The sequence below is a fragment of the Archangium gephyra genome (assembly GCF_042230915.1).
Classification (GTDB): domain Bacteria; phylum Myxococcota; class Myxococcia; order Myxococcales; family Myxococcaceae; genus Archangium; species Archangium gephyra_B.
Window position 1 is genome coordinate 641,020 of the sequence record NZ_CP102578.1, and the last position, 24,126, is coordinate 665,145.

The following is a 24,126-nucleotide window of genomic DNA, read 5'->3' on the forward strand; positions in this document are numbered from 1 at the left end:
ATGAAGCCTTTCTTCACCGCAGTGGCCCTCGCTGTGATGTTGCCCGTGGCGGCCTTCGCCGCTGATACCGCCCAGGTGGGCAAGCCCGCCCCGGCCTTCACCCTGAAGGACGAGGCCGGCAAGGAGCACTCGCTGTCGCAGTACAAGGGCAAGGTGGTGGTGCTGGAGTGGACCAACCCGGGCTGCCCCTTCGTGCAGCGCCACTACACGGCCGACACCATGCAGAAGACGTTCTCGGGGCTGGATGCCAAGAAGGTGGTGTGGCTGGCGGTGGACTCCACGGCGAGCAACACGCCGGAGAAGTCCGCGGCCTGGAAGAAGACCGAGGGCTTCAGCTACCCGGTGCTGCAGGACGCGAGCGGCACGGTGGGCAAGGCGTATGGCGCCAAGACGACGCCGCACATGTACGTCATCGATGAGCAGGGCGTGGTGCGCTACGCGGGCGCCATCGACGACGACCCCCGCGGCAACAAGAAGGAGGGCACCACCAACCACGTGAAGACGGCGGTGGACGCGCTCCTCAATGGCAAGCCGGTGCCGGCCTCCACCACCGAGCCGTATGGTTGCTCGGTGAAGTACAAGAGCTGAGGCCACCACGCCCTGGCCTCGAGGCCCTCGTTCCCGGAAGGGGACGGGGCCTTTCTTTTTGGAGTGCCGGGCGTGAACGAGTCAGGCCCGGCGCCGGAAGTGGGCGATGAGGAGACTCAGCGCCCGGAGCCGGGAAGCACTCAGCTCGCGCACCGAGCGGATGAGGCGCCTCACCTGGGGCGAGTCCCGCTCGGAGGGCGGCGAGCGCGTCCACTGCGGAGGATGCGCGGAGGCCAGCCCGAGCAGCCGATCCGAGGGCAGGTGGAGCACCAGACACAGGCGCCGCAGGGTGAGGACGCTGGGCAGCAGCAACCCGCGCTCCAGCCGGCCATACACCTCGGAGGAAAGGCCGAGGCGCTCGGCCAGCTCCGCCTGGGTGAGGCCCGCGCGCATCCGGGCCTTCCGGGCCGTGCTCCCCAGTGTCTTCGAGAGGCGGCGCCGCATAGCGGGCCCACCCCGGGAACGGGCTCCTGTCGTCACTTCCCCTCCCAAAAGAACAACGCTCCACCGCGGGCTGCCAGGCACCTCGGGGAGCGTTGAGGTGGCGCCCCGCCCTGACGCGGGTTCGCCGGTACTGCTCTTGGGAGGGAGCCCACGAAATCCACTGCTGGCAGTCAGTGACTTTCGTGGACTACTTCACGAGTCCTCATAGGAGCCCAGTGAGGATGTCAGACACTTCGTACGGTCCGCAGGCGGGCCCGGCAAAGTGGCAGGTCACTCGGAGCCTGGAATAGGTTCTGGACCTCACGAGGTGGAAGCCGGTCCGCTCGTTTCCCAGCGGGAGTCGGCCCGGTGCACGGGATAGAGTTCCCGATAGATGGGACGCGGCCATGCGATTCAAGACGCTCCTCCTGTTGGGCGCGCTGGGCCTAGCTGGTTGCGCGGATTTTCGCGAACTATGCGGCGACATCGAACTCGGGACACCGACCCGGGGCGACCCCTGACGACGCCCTCGATTCCTACAAGTCGTTGAACATGGGGGCGAGGGCAAGGGCTCCGGCAATGCGCTGATGTGCTGCAGCATCTGCGACTGGGGCGCTGGCAACTGCGAGTCCTGCGAAAGCAGGTACTAGGTGGACGGCGCGGATCCCTCGTTACGCGCCACCGTCCACGACGTGGGCGGCGACTACAGCGACCGTTGCGGCAGCTCGAGCGTCCCCGGGAAATACGCCTGCACCGCGTGGGTGCAGGATGGGAAGGTGGCGGCGACGATGGGGTTCTGCTTCGACTGAGTTCCAGCGTGTACGGAGCCTCCTCATGCCCCCGGGAGGGGTCCCAGAAGGTGTCCGTACGAACACACCCTCACGACCCACGTTGAGTGAGCGCAGGGCTTCGCTCATTGGGGCATCCCCGTTACAAGGGGTCGTACTAATAGCAAATCACTGCCTAGGCTGGCTCCGTAGTTCTCAGGGGGGATGATCACGCATGTAGTGTCACGTGATGCCAAATACCGGCCTGTAGGGTTGATCTCTTCAAGTAAGGGCCTTAGATCGGAGACCTGGGATCAGCGCGAGTTCGAGGGAGGAGAGGAAACGACTAGATCTTGAAGCGATTTATCGCCACACCACAACATGTTGTGCCCAAGTGGTTGACAGGCAGGGATGCCGATCATAAGAAGCAGTGCGTCATCCTGATCCAAAGTCCGCTAAGACTTCTCTAGATTCAGTACGTGGATGTGGGTGATGGTGGCATGCGGACACGCTTCTGCGTTCAGGTGTAGCGGCAATTGGAGTTCCTTCGCGATGGCTGGAAGGAAGTCCGAAGTGGTTTTGCAGATTTTGCAGATTTCACTCGTGGTGAATACAAGGGAGTACCTCATGACGGCACCAAACGAAGCGCAGGCCGGAGCAAATGGCGCGAAGCAGAACCCGGCCGAAGCGCCCGACAAGGAGTTCACGATCATCGTGAACGCAGAGGAGAAGCGGGTCACAGGTAAGGAGCTGACGTTCGACCAAGTCGTCCAACTCGCGTTCCCGGGCGGACCGCAAGGAGAGACCCGGCTCTACACGGTGACCTACCGGCGGGGTGAAGGGAACAAGCCCGAGGGCACGTTGGTCAAGGGCGAGTCCGTCAAGCTCAAGAACGGGATGATCTTCAATGTCACAGCGACTGATAAGTCGTAGTCCAGATCTCCGGCGGCTCCGCGACGAGGGCTACGAGATCGAGATCCGGGGGAATCATCTGGTGATCAAGAACGTGCCCTACGTGAACGCGCGTCGGGAGGTTCTGCGGGGCACGTTGATATCGGAACTCAGCCTTGCCGGTGACGTGACCATCCCGCCGGCCACCCACGTCGCTATGTTCTCCGGGGAGGAGCCCTGCAACCAAGACGGGCGCGCGATCACCCAGATCACCCATTCGAGTTCGGTCGCGCAGATTGATCGCGAGCTTTTTGCACAGCGCTCGTTCTCCGCCAAGCCAACGAGCGGGCGCTACGAGGACTACTACGACAAGATGACCACCTACGTCGCCATCCTGTCAGGCCCCGCTCAAGTCATTGATCCGCAGGCGACCGCGAAGACATTCCCCGTCATTGCGGAAGCGGCCGAGGACTCCGTGTTCCACTACATGGACACCGCATCCAGCAGGGCAGGGATTGGCGTCGCGACTCAGAAGCTCGAACTAGGGAAGGTGGCCATTGTGGGGCTCGGCGGGACGGGCTCTTACGTGCTGGATCAAGTGGCAAAGACGCCGGTCAAAGAGATCCACCTGTTCGATGGCGACAAGTTCTCGCAGCACAATGCATTCCGGTCCCCCGGCGCGCCTTCAACGGACGAGCTGAAGGCGCAGCCACTGAAAGTGAACTACCTGCACGGCGTCTACTCGAAGATGCACCGGCACATCATTCCTCACGGCTACTACGTCGACCTATCCAATGTCGAAGAGCTGCGAGGCATGAACTTCGTCTTTCTTTGCTTGGACCGTGGTGAATCGAAGCGCGCGCTCGTTGAAAAGCTCGAAGAGTTCGGCGTACCGTTCGTGGACGTGGGCATGGGCCTCTATCTCGCGAAGGGAAGCGTGTACGGCGTGCTTAGGGTCACGACCAGTACTCCGGAGATGCGCGACCATGTGCGGCAGAAGAACCGCATTCCGTTTTCGGACGGGGGCGATGATCCGTACAGCAGCAACATTCAGGTTGCGGACCTCAATGCGCTGAATGCTTCTCTTGCCGTCGTGAGATGGAAGAAGCTCTTCGGCTTCTACGGAGACCTCGAACGCGAGCACTTCGCGACATACACTTTGGACGGAAATACGCTCGTGAACGAGGATAGGCCGGGTCCGGCATGACGCGTAGGACAGCGGTCACTCACGAGTTCGTCCAGTTCGTCCCTCGTGAGATGAAGGAGGGCACCGTCTATGTGTCCATCGAGTACGCCACGGCCGCACACTTGTGCGCGTGCGGCTGCGGCAACAAGGTCGTCACTCCCTTCACGCCGACGGACTGGAAGCTGATATTCGATGGGGAGACGATCTCGCTCGACCCTTCCATTGGGAACTGGAGCTTCAAGTGCCGGTCGCACTACTGGATTCAACGGAACCGGGTGGAGTGGGCACGCTACTGGTCCGACGAGCAGATCGCCGCCGGTCGTGAGCGCGACCGACAGGCCAAGAAGCAGTACTTCGAGCCTGTACCCCCACCGAGCGTCAGCTCGCCAGAGCCAAGCAACTCGGATCGGCCCAAAGAACCCGACAGCATCTGGGCGAGGTTGCGCAGGTTCTTTCGGCCATGATGGTGTGCTTAGAGTATAGAATCAGTAGCATCTGAGGTTGCCTGCGGAGGGGCGAGGTTGGCCCCAGCGTGGGGGCCACCCCAATCCTCGTGGTGTTGAGGCTCAAGCCGTCACAGCCAACAGGCCCAAGTCCTCTGCTACCCTGAGGAGTCCCTGCTGGCAGGGTCGCCCGCCCTTGGGGGTCAGACGACTCGTAAGGACACGCGAACACGTGAACGAGTCAGTCAGGCCCGGCGCCGGAAGTGGGCGATGAGGAGACTCAGCATCCGGAGCCGGGAAGCACTCAGCTCGCGCACCGAGCGAATCAGGCGCCTCACCTGGGGCGAATCCCGCTCGGAGGGCGGCGAGCGCGTCCACAGCGGAGGATGCGCGGAGGCCAACCCGAGCAGCCGATCCGCAGGCAGATGGAGCACCAGGCACAGGCGCCGCAGGGTGAGGATGCTGGGCAGCAACAACCCGCGCTCCAGACGGCCGTACACTTCGGTGGAAAGGTCGATGCGCTCGGCCACCTCTTCCTGGGTGAGGCCCGCGCGCATCCGGGCCTCGCGGGCCGTGCTCCCCAGTGTCTTCGAGAGGCGGCGCCGCATGGCGGGCCCACCCCGGGAACGGGCTCCTGTCGTCACTTCCCCTCCCAAAAGAACAACGCTCCACCGCGGGCTGCCAGGCACCTCGGGGAGCGTTGAGGTGGCGCCCCGCCCTGACGCGGGTACGCCGGTACTGCTCTTGGGAGGGAGCCCACGAAATCCACTGCTGGCAGTCAGTGACTTTCGTGGACTACTTCACGAGTCCCCATAGGAACATGACTTTTCCGGTCATGCAAGCGCCTTGGCTCACGGAAGGATGGACTGGGGCGTCCGAGAGGACGCGCCGACCGGCAGGTAGCACTTGCCCTGGTATTCGGCCTGGTTCTTGAGACAGGGCGGGCGCTTCTCCAGCGCCACCCAGCACCCGCCATTGATCTCCACCTCGCCCTCGTCGGGGAAGCAGGGGGCCTTGGCCTGGTTGCGGAAGGGGCCCCCGGGCATGGGATAGGCGATGGCCGCCGAACCTCGGCCGTGCTCGTCGGTAAAGATGGGCGCATCGAGCCGGGCCGCGGCCTCCGCGCCCACTGCATGGGCCACACGAGTCCCGGGAGTCGGGCTGTTGCCGGATCCGGCGAATCCCAACCAGAGGCCCACGCCGAGGGCCACCGTGGCGAGGCCCGTGATGACGCGCCCCCGCCGCGAGCGCAGCCAGCGGCGCGAGCGTCCGAGCCACCTGCGTAGCAGACCGATGGGCTCGCGGGTCAGGTGGGCGCGGGCCTGGGCGTTCTGCTCCACGCGCTCGACGGCGGAGGCCTGCAGGTCGAGCAGCTCCGCCAGCGCGGACAGCCGGCCCGAGGCCGGGGCGTGCAGCACCTCCAGCGCGACGTAGGGTGGCGATACGTTCGAGGAGGCGGAGATCCGCCAGTCCTCCATGGGCTCCCAGTCCGCATGCCGGTCGGGCATCAGCACGAGGGCCGGGCCCCCGGTGTGGACGTTGTGCGCCTCGTAGAGGCGGCCGAGGCCCGTCCCGAGGTCCTTGTGCTTGAAGCGCCTGCCGAGGTGGAACGGCCCCAGTCTTCCGCCCTTGAAGGGTGTGTCGTCGGCCATGTGCGGCCTCCTTCCGTGAGCCCTTCTATCACCTCTCGGAACGGGAGGCCGCACCTCATCTCGCAGGTCACTCCCTCCGTTGTCGGAGGCGCTCCAGTTCGGCCTGGGACTCCGCGAGGCGCCGTTCCAACTCCTCGCGCTGCCGAGCCTCCTCCTCGCGCCGCCGTGTTTCTTCCGCCAGCCGCTGCTCCGCCTCCTGTCGCAGCCGCTCCGCTTCCTCCAGTTGACGGGCGTCCGCGTCCGCCCGCTGTTGCAGCCCCTTCATCGTCTCCTGCATCCGGTCGATGAGCTCCTCGTACTCCAGCAGCAGCGCGCTCCCCGCCCAGAAGCGCAACCGGCCCTCTTCCACCTGCAGCTGCAGCCCCAGCACCTCCGAGCTGTATCGGCCCCGCTCCGAGGCGATGGAGACGTACTCCCTCGCCTCGGGCGAGGGCAGCCGGTAGCCGTACAGCCGCTGCCGGGCCCGGTCGTAGATGAAGTATTCGGGAATGCCCACCCGGGCATAGCGCTCCACGTTGTACTCGGCGTCCTTCTTGCGGTCGCCGCCGACGTGGACCTCCAGCACCCAGTCCAGCCCCTTGCCTTCGTGGCTCACCACCCACTTGCTGCGCAGGTGGTTCTCCGCATCCAGCACCACCACCAGGTCTGGCGCGAAGCGGCGCTCGGCGGGGTAGTACACCGGCAGCTCCGAGCCCACGTACACCCGCCGCCGCTGCCGCGAGAAGTACCCCTTGAGAGCCTGCAACGCGCCCATCTTCGCCTGGGAGTGCAGGTCTCCCTCGGGCATCGCCATCTCGTCCCACGTCACCTCCCCGGGCAGCTCCTCCACCACCCGGGCCCTCTCCACCTCGCTCATCCTCGCCCACTCTTCCCGCGAGGGCGCCCGGGGATAGGCGTCCTCCCGCGGCTCTTCGTCACGTGCCATGCCCCGCACGGTGCGGCACATGACCTGTCCGGTCAATCTCCCCGAGACGACCCGTGAGCAAGCGGTGGGCCAGATGACACAGGCATGCCGCTGCGAGTGAACCGCGGCACGGAGCGCGGCGCGTGCCGTCCCTCCCGGCCCTGCACGTCCCATCCCACGGACACTCGAGGCCGCGCACTGTCACGGCGGGCCTGGCGCTGTTGACCGGAGGAGTTGGTTTCGAGCTCCGCGTCCATTCGGATACGCCAGGGCCCGTGCGTTGACAGTGGGGCGACCCGCCACTGAAGATGGCGAGGAAGCGGGGGGACATGAAAATGTGGGCTCAGCAGCGCGGGTGTGGCGCGGAAACGCAGAGTAACGACCTTTGATCCGCTCCACTGTCGCGACTGGACTGCCATTCGAAAGACGCGCAGGGCTTCTGCTGCTCGTGGGGCTCTCGATGCTGGTGGCCTGCAACAAGCCGAAGACCGAGGAGAAGCCGGGCGTACGGCCCGCGCAGGCGGATGAAGCCCCCGTCATCACCGAGCCCGTCTCGCTGGAGATCGACGGCTTCAACTACACCGACCTGTACATCGACAGCTTCGAGGTGAACGGCCAGGGCGGAGGAAATCTCTTCGTCAGCTCTCCGACCTCGGGAGGTGGTGGAGGGGTGTGCTGTATGAGCTTCAGTCCGGGCACCAATCTTCCGGTGCAACTGAGAATCAAATGGACGCGGGAGCGGAAACGCTGGTGCGAGAAGGAAGCGCTGCTCACGGGCCCGGTGCCAGCCAATCCCCGCTACCTCGGGGTGCACTTCTTCCCCGATGGACATATCGAGGCCGAGATTACGGAGAATGATCCGGAGCCGAGGCTACGGCTGGAGCGAGTCGATCGAGGCAAACGCAAGCAGTCGGGTAACGCCGTGGCGGACGAGCAGACCGCGAGGTGCAAGGATGGCTACTAACGCCGAGCCAACTCAGGGGCATGTGATGGAAACCGGATGCGAGAGTCGACCTCAGGCCCGGAGTTTCCCGCGTGCGGCGCGAGGGCGCCTGCTGCTGGTGGGACTCTCGATGCTGGTGGCCTGCAACAAGCCGAAGACCGAGGAGAAGCCGGGCTCACAGCCTGCGCAGGCGGATGAGGTCCCCGTCATCACCCAGCCGGTCTCACTGACGATCAACGGCTTCAACTACACCGACCTGTACATCGACAGCTTCGAGGTGAACGGCCAGGGCGGAGGAAACCTTTTCGTCAGCTCTCCAACCTCGGGCGGTGGAAAAGACGTGTGCTGTGTGAGCTTCAGTCCTGGCACGAAGCTGCCGGTGGAACTGAGGATCAAGTGGACGCGGGACCGCAAGCGCTGGTGCGAGAAGGAAGCGCTGCTCAAGGGCCCGGTACCGGCCAACCCCCGCTACCTCGGAGTGCATTTCTTTCCCGACGGGCACATCGAGGCCGAGCTCACGGAGCAGGACCCGGAGCCGAAACTGCGGTTGCAGGATTATGACCCGGGGCGGCGCAAGGAGTCGGGCAACACAGTGGCGGACGAGCACACCGCGAGGTGCAAAGATGGCTACCAATAACGAGCCAAACAAACTGCAGTCTCCAGGAGTCCTGTGCCGGTCCGCATCACTTGCGGGCAAGACGGCCGACAAGACGGGGCGAGTGCCCGCCCCGACAAGCCAAGCCTCCGCCAAGGACTCCAGCGCTTCCGCTCAGCAGGGGGTCAGGGTTTCCTTCTTCTTCGATGGCACGGGCAACAACCTGGATGCGGATGTTGGAAACGGCGAGCACAGCAATGTGGCTCGCTTGTTCCGGGCACATCCCCGAAAGGATCCGGTTCAGGGGATCTTCGCTGAATACATCCCCGGTATCGGCACGCGCTTCAAGGAGATCGGCGACACCGGCGGAGAGACCCTGGGACTCGCCTTTGGTGGAAAGGGTCAGGCTCGACTCGACTGGGCGATGCGCCAGTTCGAAGAGCGCGCTACCCAGAGCAAGGGCCGCATGATCCACCTGGCGCTGTTCGGCTTCTCCCGGGGCGCGGCGCTGGCTCGCGCCTTCGCACGAATGGTCGCCGGCCGTTGCGAACGCTGTCCCGATGGCCTCTGGCGCTTCACGCACAAGGCGGGCCGCTATCCGATCCGCCTGTATTTCATGGGGCTGTTCGATTCCGTGGCTTCGGTCGGTGCGCCGATGGGCACGAACAATCTGCAATCCCTCGACCTGACGACGGGCGTGATGAATCTGGAGCAGGTGCTGCAGAGCCGCCACGCCTACGGCAGCACGCTCGATGACATCGCCTTCGCGGATGGCGGCGCGCCTGGCGCGGACCCGTCCTCGGGCATGTACGACGGCCATATGGGCTGGGCGTCCAACCTCCGCATCCCCGAGATGGTCGAGGATTGCGTCCACATGGTGGCGGCCCATGAGATCCGCAATTCCTTCCCGCTGGACAGCGTCGCCCAGGGTTCCCGCTACCCGAAGAGCTGCCGCGAGATCGTCTATCCCGGCGCGCACTCGGATGTGGGCGGGGGCTACCGCCAGGGCGAAGGCGCACGAAGCACGTTCCCCGGCTCATTCTTGAGCCTGGTGCCATTGAGGGCCATGCGCGCCGAGGCCATCAAGGCGGGGGTCCCTCTGATGGCGCAAATGCCCTCGGTGACCCTGAAGGGGGATTTCGCGGAGGATCCGGCCAGCCAGGCCGCCCTGAATACGCTCGAGCGCCGCTTCAATCTCTACATGAGAACCGTGGGTTGGGGCGGTACCAAGTCGTTGGGCGAGACGATGCTGGCCCACATGAATCTCTACTACCAGTGGCGGTTCTACAGGCTGGCAACCCGTGTTCCTGGCAAGCCCACGCCGGAGCAACTCCTTCTCCAGAAGCTCGAGCCGCGCTGGGCCAAGGAGGAGAGCCGGCTGACCGAGGCCACGAAGTCGCTGCGGCGCGAGGCCAGTGAACACAGGCAGATGGCCAGTCATCTCGCCCAGTCGGGCGCGTGGATGTTTGGTGCCGGGGCGAAGCGGGTCGAACAGGAGTTGAAGCTCGCGAACCAGAAGGAGGAAGAGTACCTCACGCAGAAGACCTTCCTGGATACGCTGCCGAGCTCGGATGGCTCGTTCGCGCGCAACTCGGCCATCTACGACAACCAGCTTCTGCTGGACGCGCGCATGCTCCAGGCTTTCGCGAAGAAGAAGGGGCGGGACAAGCTGCGCCCTCACTACAAGGCGGTGCTCGACGCCTACGAGGCCGAGTTCGAGCGCAAGCAGGGGCTGCGCAACCAGGAGATCATCGCGTTCTTCGAGACCTACGTTCACGACTCGCTGGCGGGCTTCGCCAAGGACGCGACCCTGCCTTCCGACCCCCGGGTCATCTACATCGGCGGGGATGAGAAGCTGCAGTACGCCGTGAACCAGCCTGCGGGCCGGGGTTTCTCGAACACCGCCACGGGTTGAGCCCACTGCATCGTGCCGGGGGGGCTTCCTGCCGAAGCCCCCGGCGCTGGAGTAGACGCCCCCCGCTGCAATCAGCGCCTCACACGTGCATTCCCCCGGACCTGAGCCGGCTCTCGGACGAGCGGAGGGCGAGCAGCGGAGCGTGGGCCCTTGTCGGGTGCCGGGACGCTTCGGACCTTTGCCTCATCACCGGACTTCGTGCGGCCGCGCGCGGGGTCCTTCTGCGATGGGAGCGAGCGATGGCGGAAAATCAGGGTGGGCCGGACAAGCGCATCATGAATCCACGGGCGGACCAGGACGCGGAGAAACTCCGGAAGGAAGCCCGGCACGAGGAAGAAGGGGAGCAGCGCCGGGACGTGGCGGACTCGGACGTGGGCATCGACGGCATCCGGGAGAAGGGCGTGGGCGGCCGTGGGGCCGACGACTCGAACGTGAGCAAGCGTGAGTCGCCGCCGCTGAAGGACAACGGCTAATCAGTTTCCCCACCATCCCCTCTCCCCTCTCCCCTCTCCCCTCGGGAGAGGGACGGGGTGAGGGTTTCTCGCGCACTCGGGTTGCGAGCACCCTCTCCCCCTGGGAGAGGGCTGGGGTGAGGGTCTGCGCCTCCCCCGAGACCCAGAGAAGACCTGACCCCTTCACCGTGGTGAGCACCCGGGCCCTCGGGGCCCGAGCCACCGCGCCCGGGACTCTCACATGCCGATCCCCCCTTCCGCGGAATCCTTCTGGCCGTGGCCCGAAGGTAACACGGCGCACGTGCCCTACCGTGTCTTCACGGATGCGGACCTGTTCCAGCGCGAGCAGGAGCGCATCTTCCAGGGGCCCACGTGGAGCTACGTCGGGCTGGAGGCCGAGGTGCCGGAGGAGGGCAGCTTCCGCACCACGCACATCGGGGACGTGCCCGTCATCCTCTCGCGCGCGAAGGACGGGCAGGTGCACGTGCTCATCAACCGCTGCTCGCACCGGGGCGCGCTGGTGCTGCACGAGGCGTGCGGCCAGCACAAACGCTTCAACTGCGTCTACCACCAGTGGGGCTACGACCCGGACGGCACGCTGCGCGCGGTACCCTTCAAGAACGGAGTGCAGGGGCAGGGCGGCTACTGCGGTGTGGACGTGGACATGAAGGCGTTGAGCCTGCGTAGGCTGCGCGTGGAGGTGCTCAACGGGCTCGTCTTCGCGAGCTTCCGCGAGGACACGCCGCCCTTGCGCGAGTACCTGGGAGGCGTCTGGCCGCAGCTCACGCGGGTCTTCGATGGGCGGAAGCTGCAGGTGCTCGGCTACCTGCGCCAGCGGGTGCGGGCCAACTGGAAGCTGTACTTCGAGAACGTGAAGGACCCGTACCACGCGGGACTCTTGCACCTGTTCGTGGCGACCTTCGGGCTGTTCCGCTCGACGCAGCGGGGCGAGACGCTGGCGGAGCCGAGCGGCTGCGGGCACCTCGTCTCGTACAAGGGCGGAGCGGAGGAGCACCGCGAGGAGTACGAGCAGCAGGGCATCTCGACGTACCAGAAGGGCTACCAGCTGCGCGCGCCCGAGCTCATGCGCAAGCTGCCGGACTTCAAGGACGACATCGCCGTCTCCATCCAGACCATCTTCCCCAGCCTGGTCGTCCACCGCATCTCCAACAGCATCGCCACGCGGCACGTGCTGCCGAGGGACGTGAACGACTTCGACCTCATCTGGACGCTGCTGGGGTACGAGGACGACACGGTGGAGCTGCGCAACCAGCGCATCCTCCAGGCGAACCTGGTGGGGCCCTCGGGCTACATCTCGCTGGAGGACGTGGAGGCGCTCGAAATCGTGCAGCGGGGCATCCAGGGCGAGCGGGGGGCCGCGGCCTTCGTGGCGCTTGGGGGGACGCAGGTGCAGTACGGCGAGCCGGAGAAGGACCTGGCCAACGAGACGGCCATCCGAGGCTTCTGGAAGACGTGGCGCACGTTGATGGGAGTGTGATGAGCATGGGGGACCCGACCATCCGCTGCACCGTGGAAGACCTGCTCTACCGCTACGCCGAGGCGCTGGACGATGGCGAGCTGGAGCGCTGGCCGGCGCTGTTCCTCGAGAGCGGGCAGTACCGGCTGATACCGAGGGAGAACCACCAGCGGGGGCTGCCGGTGAGCCTCATCCTGTGCACGAGCCGGGCGATGATGGAGGACCGGGTGGTGGCCATCCGCAAGGCGTGTGTCTACACGCCGCACGTGTGCCGGCACCTGCACACGAACGTGCGGGTGGGCGAGGTGGAAGCGGGGCACGTGGAGGCGCGGGCCAACTACGCGGTGTACCGGACGACAGAGGACGGCGAGACGGTGCTGCTGAGCGTGGGGCACGTGGAGGCGCGGGTGGCGCTGGAGCCGGAGCCGCGCTTCGAGCGGATGGACGTGGTGTACGAGACGTTCCGGATTCCGGGGCTGCTCGTGTACCCGATTTGAGCGTGGGGGGAGACGGATGGCGCGGGTGTTCTACGACGCGGACGCGGACCTGGGGCTGCTGAGCGGGTTGACGGTGTCCGTGTATGACTATGGGAGCGTGGGGCGGGCGCAGGCGTTGAACCTGAGGGACTCGGGGGTGCGCGTGGTGGTGTGCGAGCGCCCCGGGACTCCGGCGGCGGCGCGCGCGGAGGCGGACGGCTTCGAGTTGGTGGACGCGGTGGAAGCGGCGAGGCGCGGGGACGTGCTGGCGCTGCTGGTGGCGGACCTGGCGCAGGCGGAGCTGTTCCGCACGGCCATCGAGCCGAACCTGACGCCGGGGAAGCTGCTGCTCTACTACCACGGCTTCGCCATCCACTACGGGCTGGTGCGGCCGCCGGCGCGGGTGGACGTGGCGATGATCGCGCCGAATGGCCCGGGGGACCTCGTGCGCCGGACGTACGTGGAAGGGCAGGGCGTACCGTGCCTGGTGGCGGTGAAGCAGGACGCGACGGGACAGGCGCTGGAGCGGGCGCTGGCGTATGCGAAGGGGATGGGCGCGACGCGGGCAGGGGTCCTCGAGACGAGCTTCCGGGAGGAGACGGAGACGGACCTCTTCGGGGAGCAGGCGGTGCTGTGCGGAGGCATCACGGCGCTGGTGCACGCGAGCTACGAGACGCTGGTGGAGGCGGGCTACTCGGCGGAGGTGGCGTACTTCCAGGTGCTGCACGAACTGAAGCTGGTGGTGGACCTGATGTACGAGCACGGCATCTCGGGGATGCGCGAGCGCATCAGCGACACGGCGCTCTACGGGGACCTGACGCGGGGCCCGAGGGTGGTGGACGGAGCGGTGCGAGCGCGGCTGAAGGAGATGCTGCGGGAGATCCAGGACGGCCGTTTCGCGAAGGAGTGGATCGCGGAGAACGAGGCGGGCCGACCGAACCACCAGAGGCTGCTCGAGGAGGGCAAGCATCACCCCATCGAGGAAGTAGGCCGCCGCCTGCGAGCGATGATGCCGTGGTTCCAGAAACCCTGAGGCCCCAATATCCCCTCGCCCTCCGGGAGAGGGACGGGGTGAGGGTATCGAGGCAACCGGGTTCCCACCCGTGCAGGGGTTGCCAAGGCACGAAGGCCTCTTAGGTTGAGGAGCCTTCCAGTCGGAGGGCCTCTCAAGAGGACCGGTGCCCATGGCTGGAATCCGCGAGGACTACATCGAGCGAATGATCGAGCGGCTGGTGGCGGCGCTCGCGGCCATCCTCAAGGCGGGCAAGAGCCAGAAGACGGAGGAGGCGCTCGACCTGGTGCACCAGACGAGCCTGTCGCTCTTCGGGATGGAGTATCGGATGCTCATCACCATCGACGCGGGCTCGGTGGCGGGGCTGCTGGAGCATCCGGAGAAGCTCAAGGCCCTGGCGAAGCTGGTGAGTGTGGAGGCGGAACTCCTCCAGCAGCGCGGAGACACCGAGGGCGCGGCACACCGGCTCGGACACGCGCTCGCGCTGCTCCAGGAAGCGCAGCGCAGGAGAACGAAGCCCGACCCGGAGACGGAAGCACTCCTACGGGACGTGGAAGACCGGCTCGCCCGGGCCTGAGCCTCAGAGCGCCAGCTCCCACGTCTCGCCCACCTGGCCTTCGCCGAAGAGCGGATCCGGCTCCGAGTGGACGAGCTGGAAACCCGCTGCCGCGTAGAGGTGCCGGGCGGCGAGGAGCACGCTGTTCGTCCACAGCGTCACCTTGCGGTACCCGGCCTGACGGGCGAAGCGCACGCACTCGTCCACCAGCCGCGAGCCGATGCCCAGCCCACGCGCGGACGGCTCCACCAGGAGGAGCCGAAGCTTGGCGACCGTCTTCGACTTCTTGACCAGGAACACGGAGCCGACGGGCTCACCGTCCTTCTCCGCCACCCAGCAGCGCTCGCGCTTCGGATCCAGGTTCTGGATGAACTCCGCCACGATGCTGGCCACGAGGGCCTCGAAGCGCTCGTCCCAGCCGTACTCCCGGGAGTACAGCACGCCGTGGCGGTGGACGATCCACCCCATGTCTCCCGGCTGATGCGGCCGGAGCAGGTAGGGGGCCTTCGGTCCGGCCTTCGCCCCGAGCAGGGCCTCGATGGTGTGCATCGCCTCCACCAACTGCCGCTGCCCGGAGGCAGACAGCCCGGCCATCATCCGGGTGACCTCGGTGTTCGAGCGCGCGTCGAGCGGGGCGAGGACTTCCCGGCCCTGCCGGGTGAGCTGGAGAAGGCTCCGCCGGCCATCGGTGGTGGACGGCTTCTTGTGGACCAGGCCCTTCTTCTCGAACCGGCTGAGGATGCGGCTCAGGTAGCCGGCGTCGAGGCCCAGCTCCCGGCCGAGCTCCGTCGCCGTGGGCTCCTCGCGGTGGGCAAGCTCGTAGAGCACGCGCACCTCGGTCAGGGAGAAGGGGCTCTCCAGCAGCCCTTCCCGCAGGACGCCGATCTTCTGCGTGTAGAAGCGGTTGAAGCGCCTCACCGCCTCCACGCGCTGGGCGACTCCCTTGTCGGACATGATGCCAGCGTCAAGGAGATGGTTGACGCTGTCAAATATCGCCCGGGGCGTGAGCTGGACCACGGGCAGACCGGGTACATCCCTCACCCCGACCCTCTCCCAGGGGGAGAGGGAGAAGGCCCAGGTGTACCGGTTGGTACAGCCGGGTGTCCCGGATGGTGCATGCTCCGGTAGCAGACAGGCTGTCTCCCGGGGGAACCGGCGCCGGGCACGGAGAATGCTAGGCTTTTGCGCATGCGCGGGCTCCTCCTCCTCACCCTCTCGTTGTGGACCGCGGCCGCGGCCGCCGAGGAGCCGTCGCGCCGTCAGGAGCCCCGGGCCGCCATCCTCGAGGCGCTCGAGGTGCAGGCCTCGCTCCCGTCCCAGCTCCCCCGTCTGCCCGAGGAGTCCTCCCCGGTGGCCGAGTCGGCCCGGGACACCGCCACGCAGGGTGCTCGCCGGGACGCAGCGGCCCGCACCCGCGGTGAGGCCGCCGGGAAGGCCCGCCGCGAGGCCTCGGAGCACGCCGCGCGGACGCCTCCCGGACGGAGCCTCGAGGCCGCCCGCTCCGCCGCGTTGGGTGCCGCGGGCGTGGGCTCGGATTCGCAGGATGCCGCGGGCCGCTCTCGCGCCGAGCAGGTGCGCAAGAACAAGGACCCCAAGCCCGACAGCCCGGGGAACGGCCGTCCGAAGGAGCCGCAACCCCTCCGCGGGCCGTGATAGAAAGCCTCGTGTGAAGCGTCTCGCGCTTTGCCTCGCCCTGCTCGGGCTCACGGCGGCCACCCCTCCGGATGCGACGCCCCACCTGCTCCAGGGTGCCCGCCACTTCCGCGAGGGCCGCTTCTCCAACGCCCTCGTGGAGTTCAAGGTGGCCCAACGCCTGGGCACCGACGGAGAGGCGGACTGGTACATCGCCGCGTCGCTGGTGAAGCTCGGCCGCGCCGAGGACGCCCTGGAGGCCTTCTCCACCGCGCGCAAGACGGCGCCGGACGCGCGCGACGCGCTGCTCGACTACTACCACGCACTGGCCTGCTACGAGGCGCGCCTCTACCTGTGCGCGGACTCGCTCCTGGATGCGGTGGGAGATGCCTCCGGGCCGCGCATCGGCGAGCAGGTGCGCAAGCTGCGCTCGGACATCGCCACCCTCTTCCGCTCGGCGCCCACGCCCGCCTCCATCGACTGGTACCACGCGCGTGCCGCCCAGGTGCGCGCCTCCGGACGCCCGGTGCTCGCCGCGCACTACCTCGAGGAGGCCATCCTGCTGGCCGGCAAGCGCGAGGACCGGCACCGGCTCGCCGAGGCCCGTGCCGCGCTGGGCGCGTTGTCGGAGCGGCCCGTGCCACTGGTGGGAGGAGGCGGCCCGTGAGCCCGGCCCTGCTGGTGGCCGCGCTGCTCGCCGAGCCCGGCCTCTGCGGGCCGGTGCCGCCGCTGGCCACGCCGGATCCGGCCGCCGCCGCGCTCTACGTGGAGGTGGCCGAGGCCGAGCAGGCCGCGGGAGACCCGGAGACGGCGCTCGTCGCCTGGCGCGAGGTGCTGCGCAGGGAGCCGCGCAACGCCCGGGCGCGGGCCGCCCTGAAGACGCTCTGCCGCGGGGACAGGGCCTCGGAGGACGACACGGAGGCCGCGGCGGCGTCGCTGCTCTCCGGCCTCTCCCTCTTCGAGCGCGGCGAGGACGCGGCCGCGGCGGTGGCCTTCCGCGAGGCCCTCGCCGAGCCGGAGCTGGTGGACACGGCCTCCTTCTTCCTCGGGGTGCTGGCCCTGCGCGAGGGCCGCGCGAGCGAGGCGGGGGCCTTCTTCGACGCGGCGGTGGCCTCCTCGGACGAGGGGCTCGCGCGGCGCGCCGGGGAGCTACGCCTGCGGGCCGCGCGCGAGGGGCGGGTGGCGCTCTCGGTGCGGCTGGGCAGCGAGTACGACTCCAATGTGGACCTCGCGCCGGACGGCACGCGGCGGCAGGGCGGGAGCGCGGACGGGGTGGGCACGGGCTTCGCCGAACTGCGCGTGCGTCCCTGGGGCCAGCGGGGGCCGTTCGCGCGCCTCTCCGGGAGCTACCGGGGCCACCTGAGCTTCACCGGCTTCGACATGGCGGGAGCGGGGGGCGCGCTGGGCTGGGCGCACGTGGGCCCGGCGCTGCAGCTGTCCGCGGAGTACGGCCTGGACTACCTGGGGCTCGGCGGGGCGCCGTACCTGCTCGCGCACCGGCTGCAGGGGGCCGTGCGCGCCCCGGTGGGCCCGGTGGTGCTGGAGGGCTCGGCGGCCGTGCGCCGCGAGGACTTCCTGGACACGGTGTACTCCGGCTACTCCGGGTGGCGGAGCACGGCGCGGCTGGAGGTGGAGTGGAGCCCCAGCGAGTCCCTCACCGTGTCGGCGGGCTGGTCCGGCGGTCTGCTGAGGACGTACGACCTGGCGCTCGGCTTCCTCGAGCACGGCCCGCGTGCCGGGCTGCGCCTGGGCGTGCGTCCCGGGCTGCGCGTGCTGGGCGAGGTGGGCTTCTCCCTGCGCGGCTACCAGCACTTCGACAACCCGCTGGGGGCCCGGCGCGAGGACGGTGACCTGGACGCGGGCGCGGTGCTGGAGTGGGACGTGGCGAGCCACTGGAGCGTGCAGGCCTCGGTGGGCTGGCGTGGCGCGTCCTCCAACGTCCCCGCGCTCTCCTATGGCCGCTTCACCGGTGGAGTGGCGCTGGTGTGGTCGCGAGGGCTGTACTGATGGCACGGCTCGCCTCGCGCGCACTGGGCCCGCTGGGGCTCGCGACGCTCGGACTGGTGGGCGCGCTGGCGGCGACCCTGGCCCTCTACCGCGCGGGCAGCGCGGCGCTGGAGCAGGCGCTGGATGCACGGCTGCGGGGCGCGGGCGAGTCCGCGGCGCTGCTGCTGACGGACACGCGGGCCTCGCCCGAGCGGCTGGACGCGCTGATGCGGGCCAACGCGCTGGACGGGGTGTACGTGGTGGACCGGAAGCTGGCGGTGCCGGCGGACGCCACGGGGCCGGCGCGCAGACGGGTGGACCTGCTGCGCACGGACCCGGCGGGAGTGGAGGCGGCGCTCGCGGGAGAGACGCGGGTGGGGCCGGGCTACGCGATGGGCGAGCTGCAGGTGACGGTGGGCTACTTCCCGGTGCGCGGGAGCGGGGGGCAGGTGGAGTCGGTGCTGGTGCTGGAGGCGGGGCGGGCCTTCTCCAGTGCGCGCGATTCCCTGCGGCGGGCGCTGTGGGGCGGAGTGGCGCTGTCAGCGGTGGGCGCGCTGGCGCTGGCGCTGGTGGCGGCGCGGTGGCTGCGGGACGAGCGGGCGCGGCGCGAGGCGGCGGCGAAGGCGGCGCGAGGCGAGGCGCTGACGAAGATGGCCGCCATGGCGGCGCACGAGATTCGCAACCCGCTGGGCGTCATCCGCGGCACGGTGGAGCTGATGCGCGAGCGCAGCGGGGCGAAGCTGTCGGCGCGGGACAAGGAGTCGCTGGAGGACGTGCTGGGCGAGGTGGAGCGGCTGCGCCGGCTGACGGAGGACCTGCTGGACCTGAGCGCGGACCGGCCGTTGGCGGCGCAGCGGGTGGCGCTGTCCGAAGTGCTGGAGGAGGCGGCGAGGGCGACGGAGGCGGCCTTCCCGGGGGTGAAGGTGCGCCGGAGCTTCGCGGAGCTGCCGCCGGTGGAGGGGGACGCAGGGCGGCTGAGACAGGTGTTCGCCAACCTCCTGCAGAACGCGGCACAGGCGCAGGGGGAGGGCGAGGTGCGGCTGGCGGCGGAGCCGGACGGGAGCGCGGTGCGGGTGCGCGTGGAGGACGACGGGCCGGGGGTGCCGCCGGAAGTCCGCCAGCGGCTCTTCGACCTGTTCGTCACGGGGAAGGCGAACGGAACGGGACTGGGCCTGGCGCTGTGCCGCCGGCTGGTGGAGCGGCACGGGGGCACGGTGTCGCTGGTGCCCGAGCAGCGCAAGGGCAGCACCTTCGAGGTGCGGCTGCCCGCATCCCACCAATAGGTGCACCCCTGGGAACCTGTGCTGATCACACGTCAATTTCCCCTCGCCCTCCGGGAGAGGGACGGGGTGAGGGTATCGGGTGAACCCAGGTTGGCCCCCTGCCCACAGTGCGGGCCACGGGTTGGAGAACGGGCCCGGACACCCTCACCCTGACCCTCTCCCGAGGGGAGAGGGAAGTCTCAGCCGTGCTGGGGCCCGCGCGGGGCGGGGCCGGCCTTCTCCAGGGCGTGGTACTCCTCGTCGGTGAAGACGCGCGAGCGGATGAGGAAGCGCACGCCCTCGGGCGCCTCCACGGAGAAGCCGCTCCCGCGTCCCTTCACCACGTCCACCGTGAGGTGGGTGTGCTGCCAGTACTCGTACTGGGCGCCGCCGATGTAGAAGGGCGTGTCCACGATGGTGCCGAGGAACACGTCCTCCTGGCCCACCTTGAACTCACCCCTCGGAAAGCACATGGGCGCGCTGCCGTCGCAGCACCCTCCCGACTGATGGAACATCAGGGGGCCGTGAATCCCTTGCAGCTTGCGCAGCAGGGCCTCGGCTTCGGGAGTGACGGCAACGCGCTCGATGCTCATCGGTAGCCTCTCGCCTCGGGCCTAGAAGAAGCCCATGGGCTTCGGGTCGTAGCTCACCAGCATGTTCTTCGTCTGCTGGTAGTGCGAGAGCATCATCTTGTGCGTCTCGCGGCCGATGCCCGACTGCTTGTAGCCGCCGAAGGCCGCGTGCGCCGGGTAGAGGTGGTAGCAGTTGACCCACACGCGGCCCGCCTGGATGGCGCGGCCCATGCGGTAGGCAGTGTTCGTGTCGCGCGACCACACGCCCGCGCCCAGGCCGTACAGCGTGTCATTGGCCACCGCCAGCGCGTCCTCCATGTCCTTGAACTTCGCCACCGACACCACCGGGCCGAAGATCTCCTCCTGGAACACGCGCATCTTGTTGTGTCCCTCGAAGATGGTGGGCTCCACGTAGTAGCCCTCGGCGAGCGAGCCGGACAGGGTGGCGCGCCCACCGCCGGTGAGCACCTTGGCGCCCTCCTTCTTGCCGATGTCGATGTACGAGAGGATCTTCTCCAGTTGATCGTTGGAGGCCTGCGCGCCGATCATCGTCTTGGGGTCGAGCGGGTTGCCCTGGACGATGCGCTTCGTGCGCTCGACGGCCTTCTGCATGAACTCCTCGTAGAAGCGCTCCTGGACGAGGGCGCGCGAGGGGCAGGTGCACACCTCGCCCTGGTTGAGGGCGAACATGGCGAAGCCCTCGAGCGCCTTCTGGGCGAACTCGTCGTTCTGCGAGAACACGTCCGCGAAGAAGATGTTGGGCGACTTGCCGCCCAGCTCCAGCGTCACGGGGATGAGGTTCTCCGAGGCGTACTGCATGATGAGGCGGCCCGTGGTGGTCTCACCGGTGAAGGCCACCTTGGCCACGCGCTTGTTGCTGGCCAGGGGCTTGCCGGCCTCGATGCCGAAGCCGTTGACGATGTTGAGCACGCCGGGAGGCAGCAGATCTCCCACCAGCTCCGCGAACTTGAGGATGGTGACGGGGGTCTGCTCGGCGGGCTTGAGGACCACGCAGTTGCCGGCGGCCAGCGCGGGCGCCAGCTTCCAGGCGGCCATCAGCAGCGGGAAGTTCCAGGGGATGATCTGCGCCACGACGCCGAGCGGCTCGTGGAAGTGGTACGCGACGGTGTTCTCGTCGAGCTCGGCGAGGCTGCCCTCCTGGGCGCGCAGGCAGCCGGCGAAGTAGCGGAAGTGGTCGATGGCCAGCGGCAGGTCCGCGGCGAGCGTCTCGCGGATGGGCTTGCCGTTGTCCCACGTCTCGGAGACGGCGAGCATCTCCAGGTTGGCCTGCATCCGGTCGGCGATCTTGTTGAGGATGTCGGCGCGGGCGGTGGGGGAGGTGCGGCCCCAGGCGGCCTTGGCCTTGTGGGCCGCGTCGAGCGCCTTCTCGACGTCCTCGGCGGTGGAGCGGGGGACCTCACAGAAGGGCTTGCCGGTGACGGGGGTGATGTTCTCGAAGTACTGCCCCTTCACGGGCGGGACGAACTCACCGCCAATGTAATTTCCATAACGGGGGAGGTACTGGACCTTGCTGCCCTTCTGTCCCGGCGCTTCATAGACGGTCGACATTCGAACCTCGGCGTGATTCGTGGGTTGAACTGGCAACGGCAGGGAGAGGGGGCCGAAGATAGGCAGGTGCCGCTCCGCGTCATCGCCGGGCAGGAACACGCGGACGTTCAAAATTGATCAACCGAGCGGGGCAGGGAGCACTCGGGCTCCCGGTCACACTCCGGAGGCGGGGTGATCCGCGTTCCGGTGCCGAGGTCCTCGGACGAGGGAGGTGAAGCATGGCGCAGGTGTTGGTGGTGGATGACGAGGTGAAGCTGGGCAAGCTGGTGGCGGAGGCGCTGGAGCTGGACGGGCACGAGGTGGCGCGGGTGACGGGGGGGCGCGCGGCGCTGGTGGAGCTGGCGCGGCGGGGCTTCGACGTGGTGCTGACGGACCTGATGATGCCGGAGGTGGGAGGGCTGGAGGTGTTGAAGGCGGCGCAGGCGCTGCCCACGCCCCCGGCGGTGGTGATGATGACGGCGTACGGCACCGCGGAGAATGCGGTGGCGGCGATGAAGGGCGGGGCGGCGGACTACCTCACCAAGCCCTTCGCGCTGGACGAGGTGCGGCTGCGGGTGCGGCGGCTGGCGGAGCAGCGTGCGGCGGAGACGCGGAGCGAGCAGCTGGTGCGGCGGCTCACGCCGGAGCTGGTGGCGGAGAGCCCGCGGATGAAGCAGGCGCTGGCCTCGGCGAGGCAGGTGGCGGCGAGCGACGCGAGCGTGGTGCTGCTGGGGGAGAGCGGGACGGGGAAGAGCCAGCTGGCGAGGCTCATCCACTATTCGAGCAAGCGCGCGGCGGGGCCGCTGGTGGAGGTGCACTGCGCGGCGTTGCCGGAGACGCTGCTGGAGGGCGAGCTGTTCGGGCACGAGAAGGGGGCGTTCACGGGGGCGACGGAGCGCAAGGTGGGGCACCTGGCGGCGGCGGACGGGGGGACGCTGTTCCTGGACGAGATTGGCGAGGTGACGCCGGCCACGCAGGTGAAGCTGCTGCGCTTCCTGCAGGAGCGCGAGTTCGTGCCGCTGGGCAGCACGCAGGCGCGCAAGGTGGACGTGAGGGTGGTGGCGGCGACGAACCGGGACCTGGCGGCGGCGGTGCGCGAGGGGCGGTTCCGGGAGGACTTCTACTACCGGCTGAACGTCTTCAGCATCGAGGTGCCGCCGCTGCGCGAGCGCAAGGAGGACCTGGTGCCGCTGGCGCACGCCTTCCTGTCGAGGAAGGGGCTGCCGGCGTCGAAGCTGTCGAAGGAGGCGGAGGCGAGGCTGACGGGGTACACGTGGCCGGGCAACGTGCGCGAGCTGGAGAACGCGCTGGAGCGCTCGCTCATCCTGTCCGGGGAGGGAGACATCCAGGCAGAGCACCTGGGAGCGGGAGGCCCCTCGTTGTCACGAGGAGGCAAGGGCGTGCGGGCGGCGGACGTGTTGGGCGAGGGCTTCAACCTGGACGCCTTCGAGCGCGAGCTGCTGTACGCGGCGCTGGAGAGGGCGGGGGGCAACAAGACGGCGGCGGCGAAGCTGCTGGGCATCACGCGCCGGAGGCTCTACTCGCGGTTGCAGAGCCTGGGCGAGAAGGTGACGGACACAGAGCAGGATTGAGTCCATCCAATCACCCCTCTCCCTCCGGGAGAGGGACGGGGTGAGGGTGCCCGGGTCCCAGGTTGAACCCCTGCCCTCGCGAGTCCCTCACGAACCGGAGCGCCACACTTCCGAAGAGGTCTCCGGGTTGCCATCGGCGGGAGACTTGGAGCCACCGACCACGAGGAACACCCCAGTCCCCACCGCGGCGAACCGATGACCCGCGCGTCCTCGAGCGAGAGAGGGCCCCGGGGACCAGGTGCCGCGAGCGGGGTCCCAGATCTCCACGGAGTCCGTGGCCTGGAACGTCTCCTCGAGCCCACCGGACACGGCGGCGCGGCCATCGGGGAGGGCGGTGAGGGCGAACGAGGAGCGAGGTGTGGCGAGAGACCCCGTCGGGCTCCAGCTCTCGGTGCGAGGGTCCCACACCTCGGCCGTGGCCAGAGGAGAGCCTTCGTGCCAGCCGCCGACGACGAGCACACGCCCATCCGAGAGCGTGACGCCCTGGGCCTCGTCACGGGATTGGGTCAGGGGGCCGCCCGCGATGCGCCAGGTGCGGCCTTCGCGCTCCCAAAGCTCGGTGCTCATATCCAGGGGAGGCGCGAGGTGGACGCCCTCGATGATGGCGAAGCCGAAGCCGTTGTCCCGGCCCCCGGCGATGATCACGCGCTCGCCGCTCACGCACACGGGCCCCGGGTGGAAGATGCGCACCGCCTGTCCGGCGGGCTCCCAGGCGCTCGCTCCGGGGCGGAGCAGCTCCGCGCGGGTTCCCCGCTCCCTGTCGTTGTCGAAGTCGGAGCCGAGCACGAGCACGGCGCCGTCCGGGAGTCCCACGGCGATGGGACGCGCACGGGCCTGGCGGAGCGGAGGTCCCTCGCGGAAACGCCGGGTCTCCGGCTCCCAGAAGAGGGTGCTCGCCAGCTCCGGGCTCGTGGTGTCGCGGCCGCCGATGAGCAGCACGCGCCCGTCAGGCAGGGACACCGCGGCGTGACCGTCTCTCGGATGCGGAAGGGGCGAGAGCTCGAGCCAGTCCTGCTTCGCGGAGTCCCAGAGCAGCGCGAGGGGGACCACCCGGCGCATGGCGCCGATGCCGTCGCGGTGCCACTCGCCTCCGCCGGCGAGGAGCACGCCGCCGACAACAGGCGTCAGGCTGTAGTCGTCGAGCCACATGCCGGCATGAGGGACGCGCTGGAGGGAGGCGGATTCGGAGCGGGACATCCCGCCATCGTACCCGCGCCGGGACGCTCTTGAACGGTTGGACTCCGGGCGGGCGGG

Annotated in this window: 26 protein-coding genes; 18 read left to right on the forward strand and 8 right to left on the reverse strand. The window is 68.5% G+C overall.

Annotation, left to right across the window (positions count from 1 at the left end; translation table 11 throughout):
- A complete protein-coding gene (locus tag NR798_RS02625; RefSeq protein ID WP_375769798.1) occupies nt 1-588 on the forward strand; it encodes a thioredoxin family protein in 588 nt (195 codons plus the stop codon).
- 81 nt (nt 589-669) lie between these two features.
- Here the strand turns inward: NR798_RS02625 and NR798_RS02630 are convergent, their stop codons facing one another.
- Complete coding sequence (locus NR798_RS02630) at nt 670-1,032, reverse strand: helix-turn-helix transcriptional regulator (RefSeq protein WP_375769799.1); 363 nt, start codon at nt 1,030-1,032, stop codon at nt 670-672.
- A gap of 629 nt (nt 1,033-1,661) precedes the next feature.
- Here NR798_RS02630 and NR798_RS02635 point away from each other — a divergent pair.
- The 4 genes from NR798_RS02635 (at nt 1,662) to NR798_RS02650 (ending at nt 4,319) form a co-directional block, all read left to right on the forward strand.
- Entirely contained in the window at nt 1,662-1,820 is a 159-nt protein-coding gene (locus NR798_RS02635; RefSeq protein WP_375769800.1) for a hypothetical protein, read from the forward strand.
- 510 nt (nt 1,821-2,330) lie between these two features.
- Nucleotides 2,331-2,711 carry a multiubiquitin domain-containing protein gene (locus NR798_RS02640; protein ID WP_375769801.1) on the forward strand — a complete coding sequence of 127 codons (381 nt, stop codon included), beginning with the start codon at nt 2,331-2,333 and terminating at the stop codon, nt 2,709-2,711.
- Entirely contained in the window at nt 2,686-3,876 is a 1,191-nt protein-coding gene (locus tag NR798_RS02645; protein ID WP_375769802.1) for a ThiF family adenylyltransferase, read from the forward strand. The genes NR798_RS02640 and NR798_RS02645 overlap by 26 nt, the downstream gene beginning before the upstream one ends.
- Nucleotides 3,873-4,319, forward strand: coding sequence for a DUF6527 family protein (locus tag NR798_RS02650; RefSeq protein ID WP_375769803.1), 447 nt, complete (start codon nt 3,873-3,875; stop codon nt 4,317-4,319). The genes NR798_RS02645 and NR798_RS02650 overlap by 4 nt, the downstream gene beginning before the upstream one ends.
- 224 nt (nt 4,320-4,543) lie before the next feature.
- Here the strand turns inward: NR798_RS02650 and NR798_RS02655 are convergent, their stop codons facing one another.
- The 3 genes from NR798_RS02655 to NR798_RS02665 all read right to left on the reverse strand — a co-directional run bounded on the left by NR798_RS02655 (nt 4,544) and on the right by NR798_RS02665 (nt 6,875).
- On the reverse strand, nt 4,544-4,906 hold the full coding sequence (locus tag NR798_RS02655; RefSeq protein WP_375769804.1) for a helix-turn-helix transcriptional regulator: 363 nt from the start codon (nt 4,904-4,906) through the stop codon (nt 4,544-4,546).
- 243 nt (nt 4,907-5,149) lie between these two features.
- The gene (locus tag NR798_RS02660; protein WP_375769805.1) at nt 5,150-5,950 is read right to left on the reverse strand and encodes a hypothetical protein; all 801 of its coding nucleotides are present in this window, start codon (nt 5,948-5,950) and stop codon (nt 5,150-5,152) included.
- Between the two features lie 67 nt (nt 5,951-6,017).
- On the reverse strand, nt 6,018-6,875 hold the full coding sequence (locus tag NR798_RS02665) for a Uma2 family endonuclease (RefSeq protein WP_375769806.1): 858 nt from the start codon (nt 6,873-6,875) through the stop codon (nt 6,018-6,020).
- Between the two features lie 427 nt (nt 6,876-7,302).
- Here NR798_RS02665 and NR798_RS02670 point away from each other — a divergent pair, with 427 nt between their 5' ends.
- The 8 genes from NR798_RS02670 (at nt 7,303) to NR798_RS02705 (ending at nt 14,301) form a co-directional block, all read left to right on the forward strand.
- Nucleotides 7,303-7,818, forward strand: coding sequence for a DUF3304 domain-containing protein (locus NR798_RS02670; RefSeq protein ID WP_375769807.1), 516 nt, complete (start codon nt 7,303-7,305; stop codon nt 7,816-7,818).
- A gap of 109 nt (nt 7,819-7,927) precedes the next feature.
- The gene (locus NR798_RS02675) at nt 7,928-8,434 is read left to right on the forward strand and encodes a DUF3304 domain-containing protein (protein ID WP_375769808.1); all 507 of its coding nucleotides are present in this window, start codon (nt 7,928-7,930) and stop codon (nt 8,432-8,434) included.
- Nucleotides 8,421-10,307 carry a T6SS phospholipase effector Tle1-like catalytic domain-containing protein gene (locus tag NR798_RS02680; RefSeq protein WP_375769809.1) on the forward strand — a complete coding sequence of 629 codons (1,887 nt, stop codon included), beginning with the start codon at nt 8,421-8,423 and terminating at the stop codon, nt 10,305-10,307. The genes NR798_RS02675 and NR798_RS02680 overlap by 14 nt, the downstream gene beginning before the upstream one ends.
- Before the next feature lie 239 nt (nt 10,308-10,546).
- Nucleotides 10,547-10,780 carry a hypothetical protein gene (locus NR798_RS02685; RefSeq protein ID WP_375769810.1) on the forward strand — a complete coding sequence of 78 codons (234 nt, stop codon included), beginning with the start codon at nt 10,547-10,549 and terminating at the stop codon, nt 10,778-10,780.
- Nucleotides 10,781-11,060: 280 nt separating this feature from the next.
- On the forward strand, nt 11,061-12,257 hold the full coding sequence (locus tag NR798_RS02690; RefSeq protein ID WP_375769811.1) for a Rieske 2Fe-2S domain-containing protein: 1,197 nt from the start codon (nt 11,061-11,063) through the stop codon (nt 12,255-12,257).
- Nucleotides 12,258-12,262: 5 nt separating this feature from the next.
- A complete protein-coding gene (locus tag NR798_RS02695) occupies nt 12,263-12,733 on the forward strand; it encodes an aromatic-ring-hydroxylating dioxygenase subunit beta (protein ID WP_375769812.1) in 471 nt (156 codons plus the stop codon).
- Between the two features lie 16 nt (nt 12,734-12,749).
- Entirely contained in the window at nt 12,750-13,745 is a 996-nt protein-coding gene (gene ilvC, locus NR798_RS02700) for a ketol-acid reductoisomerase (RefSeq protein ID WP_375769813.1), read from the forward strand.
- A gap of 151 nt (nt 13,746-13,896) precedes the next feature.
- On the forward strand, nt 13,897-14,301 hold the full coding sequence (locus NR798_RS02705; RefSeq protein WP_375769814.1) for a hypothetical protein: 405 nt from the start codon (nt 13,897-13,899) through the stop codon (nt 14,299-14,301).
- A 3-nt stretch (nt 14,302-14,304) separates the two neighbouring features.
- Here the strand turns inward: NR798_RS02705 and NR798_RS02710 are convergent, their stop codons facing one another.
- On the reverse strand, nt 14,305-15,234 hold the full coding sequence (locus tag NR798_RS02710; RefSeq protein WP_375769815.1) for a GNAT family N-acetyltransferase: 930 nt from the start codon (nt 15,232-15,234) through the stop codon (nt 14,305-14,307).
- A 234-nt stretch (nt 15,235-15,468) separates the two neighbouring features.
- Here NR798_RS02710 and NR798_RS02715 point away from each other — a divergent pair, with 234 nt between their 5' ends.
- Genes NR798_RS02715 through NR798_RS02730 form a run of 4 tightly spaced genes read left to right on the forward strand, consistent with a single transcriptional unit; the run spans nt 15,469 to nt 19,181 of the window.
- Nucleotides 15,469-15,933 (forward strand): hypothetical protein, encoded by a 465-nt coding sequence (locus NR798_RS02715; protein WP_375769816.1) that lies wholly within the window; start codon nt 15,469-15,471, stop codon nt 15,931-15,933.
- Between the two features lie 13 nt (nt 15,934-15,946).
- Nucleotides 15,947-16,579, forward strand: a complete 633-nt coding sequence (locus NR798_RS02720) for a hypothetical protein (RefSeq protein ID WP_375769817.1) — start codon at nt 15,947-15,949, stop codon at nt 16,577-16,579.
- On the forward strand, nt 16,576-17,919 hold the full coding sequence (locus NR798_RS02725) for a hypothetical protein (protein ID WP_375769818.1): 1,344 nt from the start codon (nt 16,576-16,578) through the stop codon (nt 17,917-17,919). The genes NR798_RS02720 and NR798_RS02725 overlap by 4 nt, the downstream gene beginning before the upstream one ends.
- Entirely contained in the window at nt 17,919-19,181 is a 1,263-nt protein-coding gene (locus NR798_RS02730; RefSeq protein WP_375769819.1) for a nitrogen regulation protein NR(II), read from the forward strand. Before NR798_RS02725 ends, NR798_RS02730 begins: the two co-directional genes overlap by 1 nt.
- Before the next feature lie 179 nt (nt 19,182-19,360).
- Here the strand turns inward: NR798_RS02730 and NR798_RS02735 are convergent, their stop codons facing one another.
- Nucleotides 19,361-19,753 (reverse strand): DUF779 domain-containing protein, encoded by a 393-nt coding sequence (locus NR798_RS02735; RefSeq protein WP_375769820.1) that lies wholly within the window; start codon nt 19,751-19,753, stop codon nt 19,361-19,363.
- A gap of 21 nt (nt 19,754-19,774) precedes the next feature.
- Complete coding sequence (gene adh, locus NR798_RS02740; RefSeq protein WP_375769821.1) at nt 19,775-21,301, reverse strand: aldehyde dehydrogenase; 1,527 nt, start codon at nt 21,299-21,301, stop codon at nt 19,775-19,777.
- A gap of 218 nt (nt 21,302-21,519) precedes the next feature.
- On the opposite strand from adh, the gene NR798_RS02745 reads away from it, so the two are divergent.
- Entirely contained in the window at nt 21,520-22,872 is a 1,353-nt protein-coding gene (locus tag NR798_RS02745) for a sigma-54-dependent transcriptional regulator (protein ID WP_375769822.1), read from the forward strand.
- Nucleotides 22,873-22,959: 87 nt separating this feature from the next.
- On the opposite strand, the gene NR798_RS02750 is transcribed toward NR798_RS02745, so the two are convergent.
- The gene (locus NR798_RS02750) at nt 22,960-24,069 is read right to left on the reverse strand and encodes a Kelch repeat-containing protein (RefSeq protein ID WP_375769823.1); all 1,110 of its coding nucleotides are present in this window, start codon (nt 24,067-24,069) and stop codon (nt 22,960-22,962) included.
- Between the last annotated feature and the right edge of the window lie 57 nt (nt 24,070-24,126).

Coding starts and splice junctions, on each gene's coding strand:
- NR798_RS02675 (WP_375769808.1), top strand. CDS start 7,928: ATGCTGGTGGCCTGCAACAAGCCGAAGACCGAGGAGAAGCCGGGCTCA.
- NR798_RS02685 (WP_375769810.1), top strand. CDS start 10,547: ATGGCGGAAAATCAGGGTGGGCCGGACAAGCGCATCATGAATCCACGG.
- NR798_RS02665 (WP_375769806.1), bottom strand. CDS start 6,875: ATGGCACGTGACGAAGAGCCGCGGGAGGACGCCTATCCCCGGGCGCCC.
- NR798_RS02730 (WP_375769819.1), top strand. CDS start 17,919: ATGGCACGGCTCGCCTCGCGCGCACTGGGCCCGCTGGGGCTCGCGACG.
- NR798_RS02650 (WP_375769803.1), top strand. CDS start 3,873: ATGACGCGTAGGACAGCGGTCACTCACGAGTTCGTCCAGTTCGTCCCT.
- NR798_RS02680 (WP_375769809.1), top strand. CDS start 8,421: ATGGCTACCAATAACGAGCCAAACAAACTGCAGTCTCCAGGAGTCCTG.
- NR798_RS02710 (WP_375769815.1), bottom strand. CDS start 15,234: ATGTCCGACAAGGGAGTCGCCCAGCGCGTGGAGGCGGTGAGGCGCTTC.
- NR798_RS02750 (WP_375769823.1), bottom strand. CDS start 24,069: ATGTCCCGCTCCGAATCCGCCTCCCTCCAGCGCGTCCCTCATGCCGGC.
- ilvC (WP_375769813.1), top strand. CDS start 12,750: ATGGCGCGGGTGTTCTACGACGCGGACGCGGACCTGGGGCTGCTGAGC.
- NR798_RS02625 (WP_375769798.1), top strand. CDS start 1: ATGAAGCCTTTCTTCACCGCAGTGGCCCTCGCTGTGATGTTGCCCGTG.
- NR798_RS02705 (WP_375769814.1), top strand. CDS start 13,897: ATGGCTGGAATCCGCGAGGACTACATCGAGCGAATGATCGAGCGGCTG.
- NR798_RS02660 (WP_375769805.1), bottom strand. CDS start 5,950: ATGGCCGACGACACACCCTTCAAGGGCGGAAGACTGGGGCCGTTCCAC.
- NR798_RS02695 (WP_375769812.1), top strand. CDS start 12,263: ATGGGGGACCCGACCATCCGCTGCACCGTGGAAGACCTGCTCTACCGC.
- NR798_RS02645 (WP_375769802.1), top strand. CDS start 2,686: ATGTCACAGCGACTGATAAGTCGTAGTCCAGATCTCCGGCGGCTCCGC.
- NR798_RS02655 (WP_375769804.1), bottom strand. CDS start 4,906: ATGCGGCGCCGCCTCTCGAAGACACTGGGGAGCACGGCCCGCGAGGCC.
- NR798_RS02630 (WP_375769799.1), bottom strand. CDS start 1,032: ATGCGGCGCCGCCTCTCGAAGACACTGGGGAGCACGGCCCGGAAGGCC.
- adh (WP_375769821.1), bottom strand. CDS start 21,301: ATGTCGACCGTCTATGAAGCGCCGGGACAGAAGGGCAGCAAGGTCCAG.
- NR798_RS02715 (WP_375769816.1), top strand. CDS start 15,469: ATGCGCGGGCTCCTCCTCCTCACCCTCTCGTTGTGGACCGCGGCCGCG.
- NR798_RS02735 (WP_375769820.1), bottom strand. CDS start 19,753: ATGAGCATCGAGCGCGTTGCCGTCACTCCCGAAGCCGAGGCCCTGCTG.
- NR798_RS02745 (WP_375769822.1), top strand. CDS start 21,520: ATGGCGCAGGTGTTGGTGGTGGATGACGAGGTGAAGCTGGGCAAGCTG.
- NR798_RS02640 (WP_375769801.1), top strand. CDS start 2,331: ATGGCTGGAAGGAAGTCCGAAGTGGTTTTGCAGATTTTGCAGATTTCA.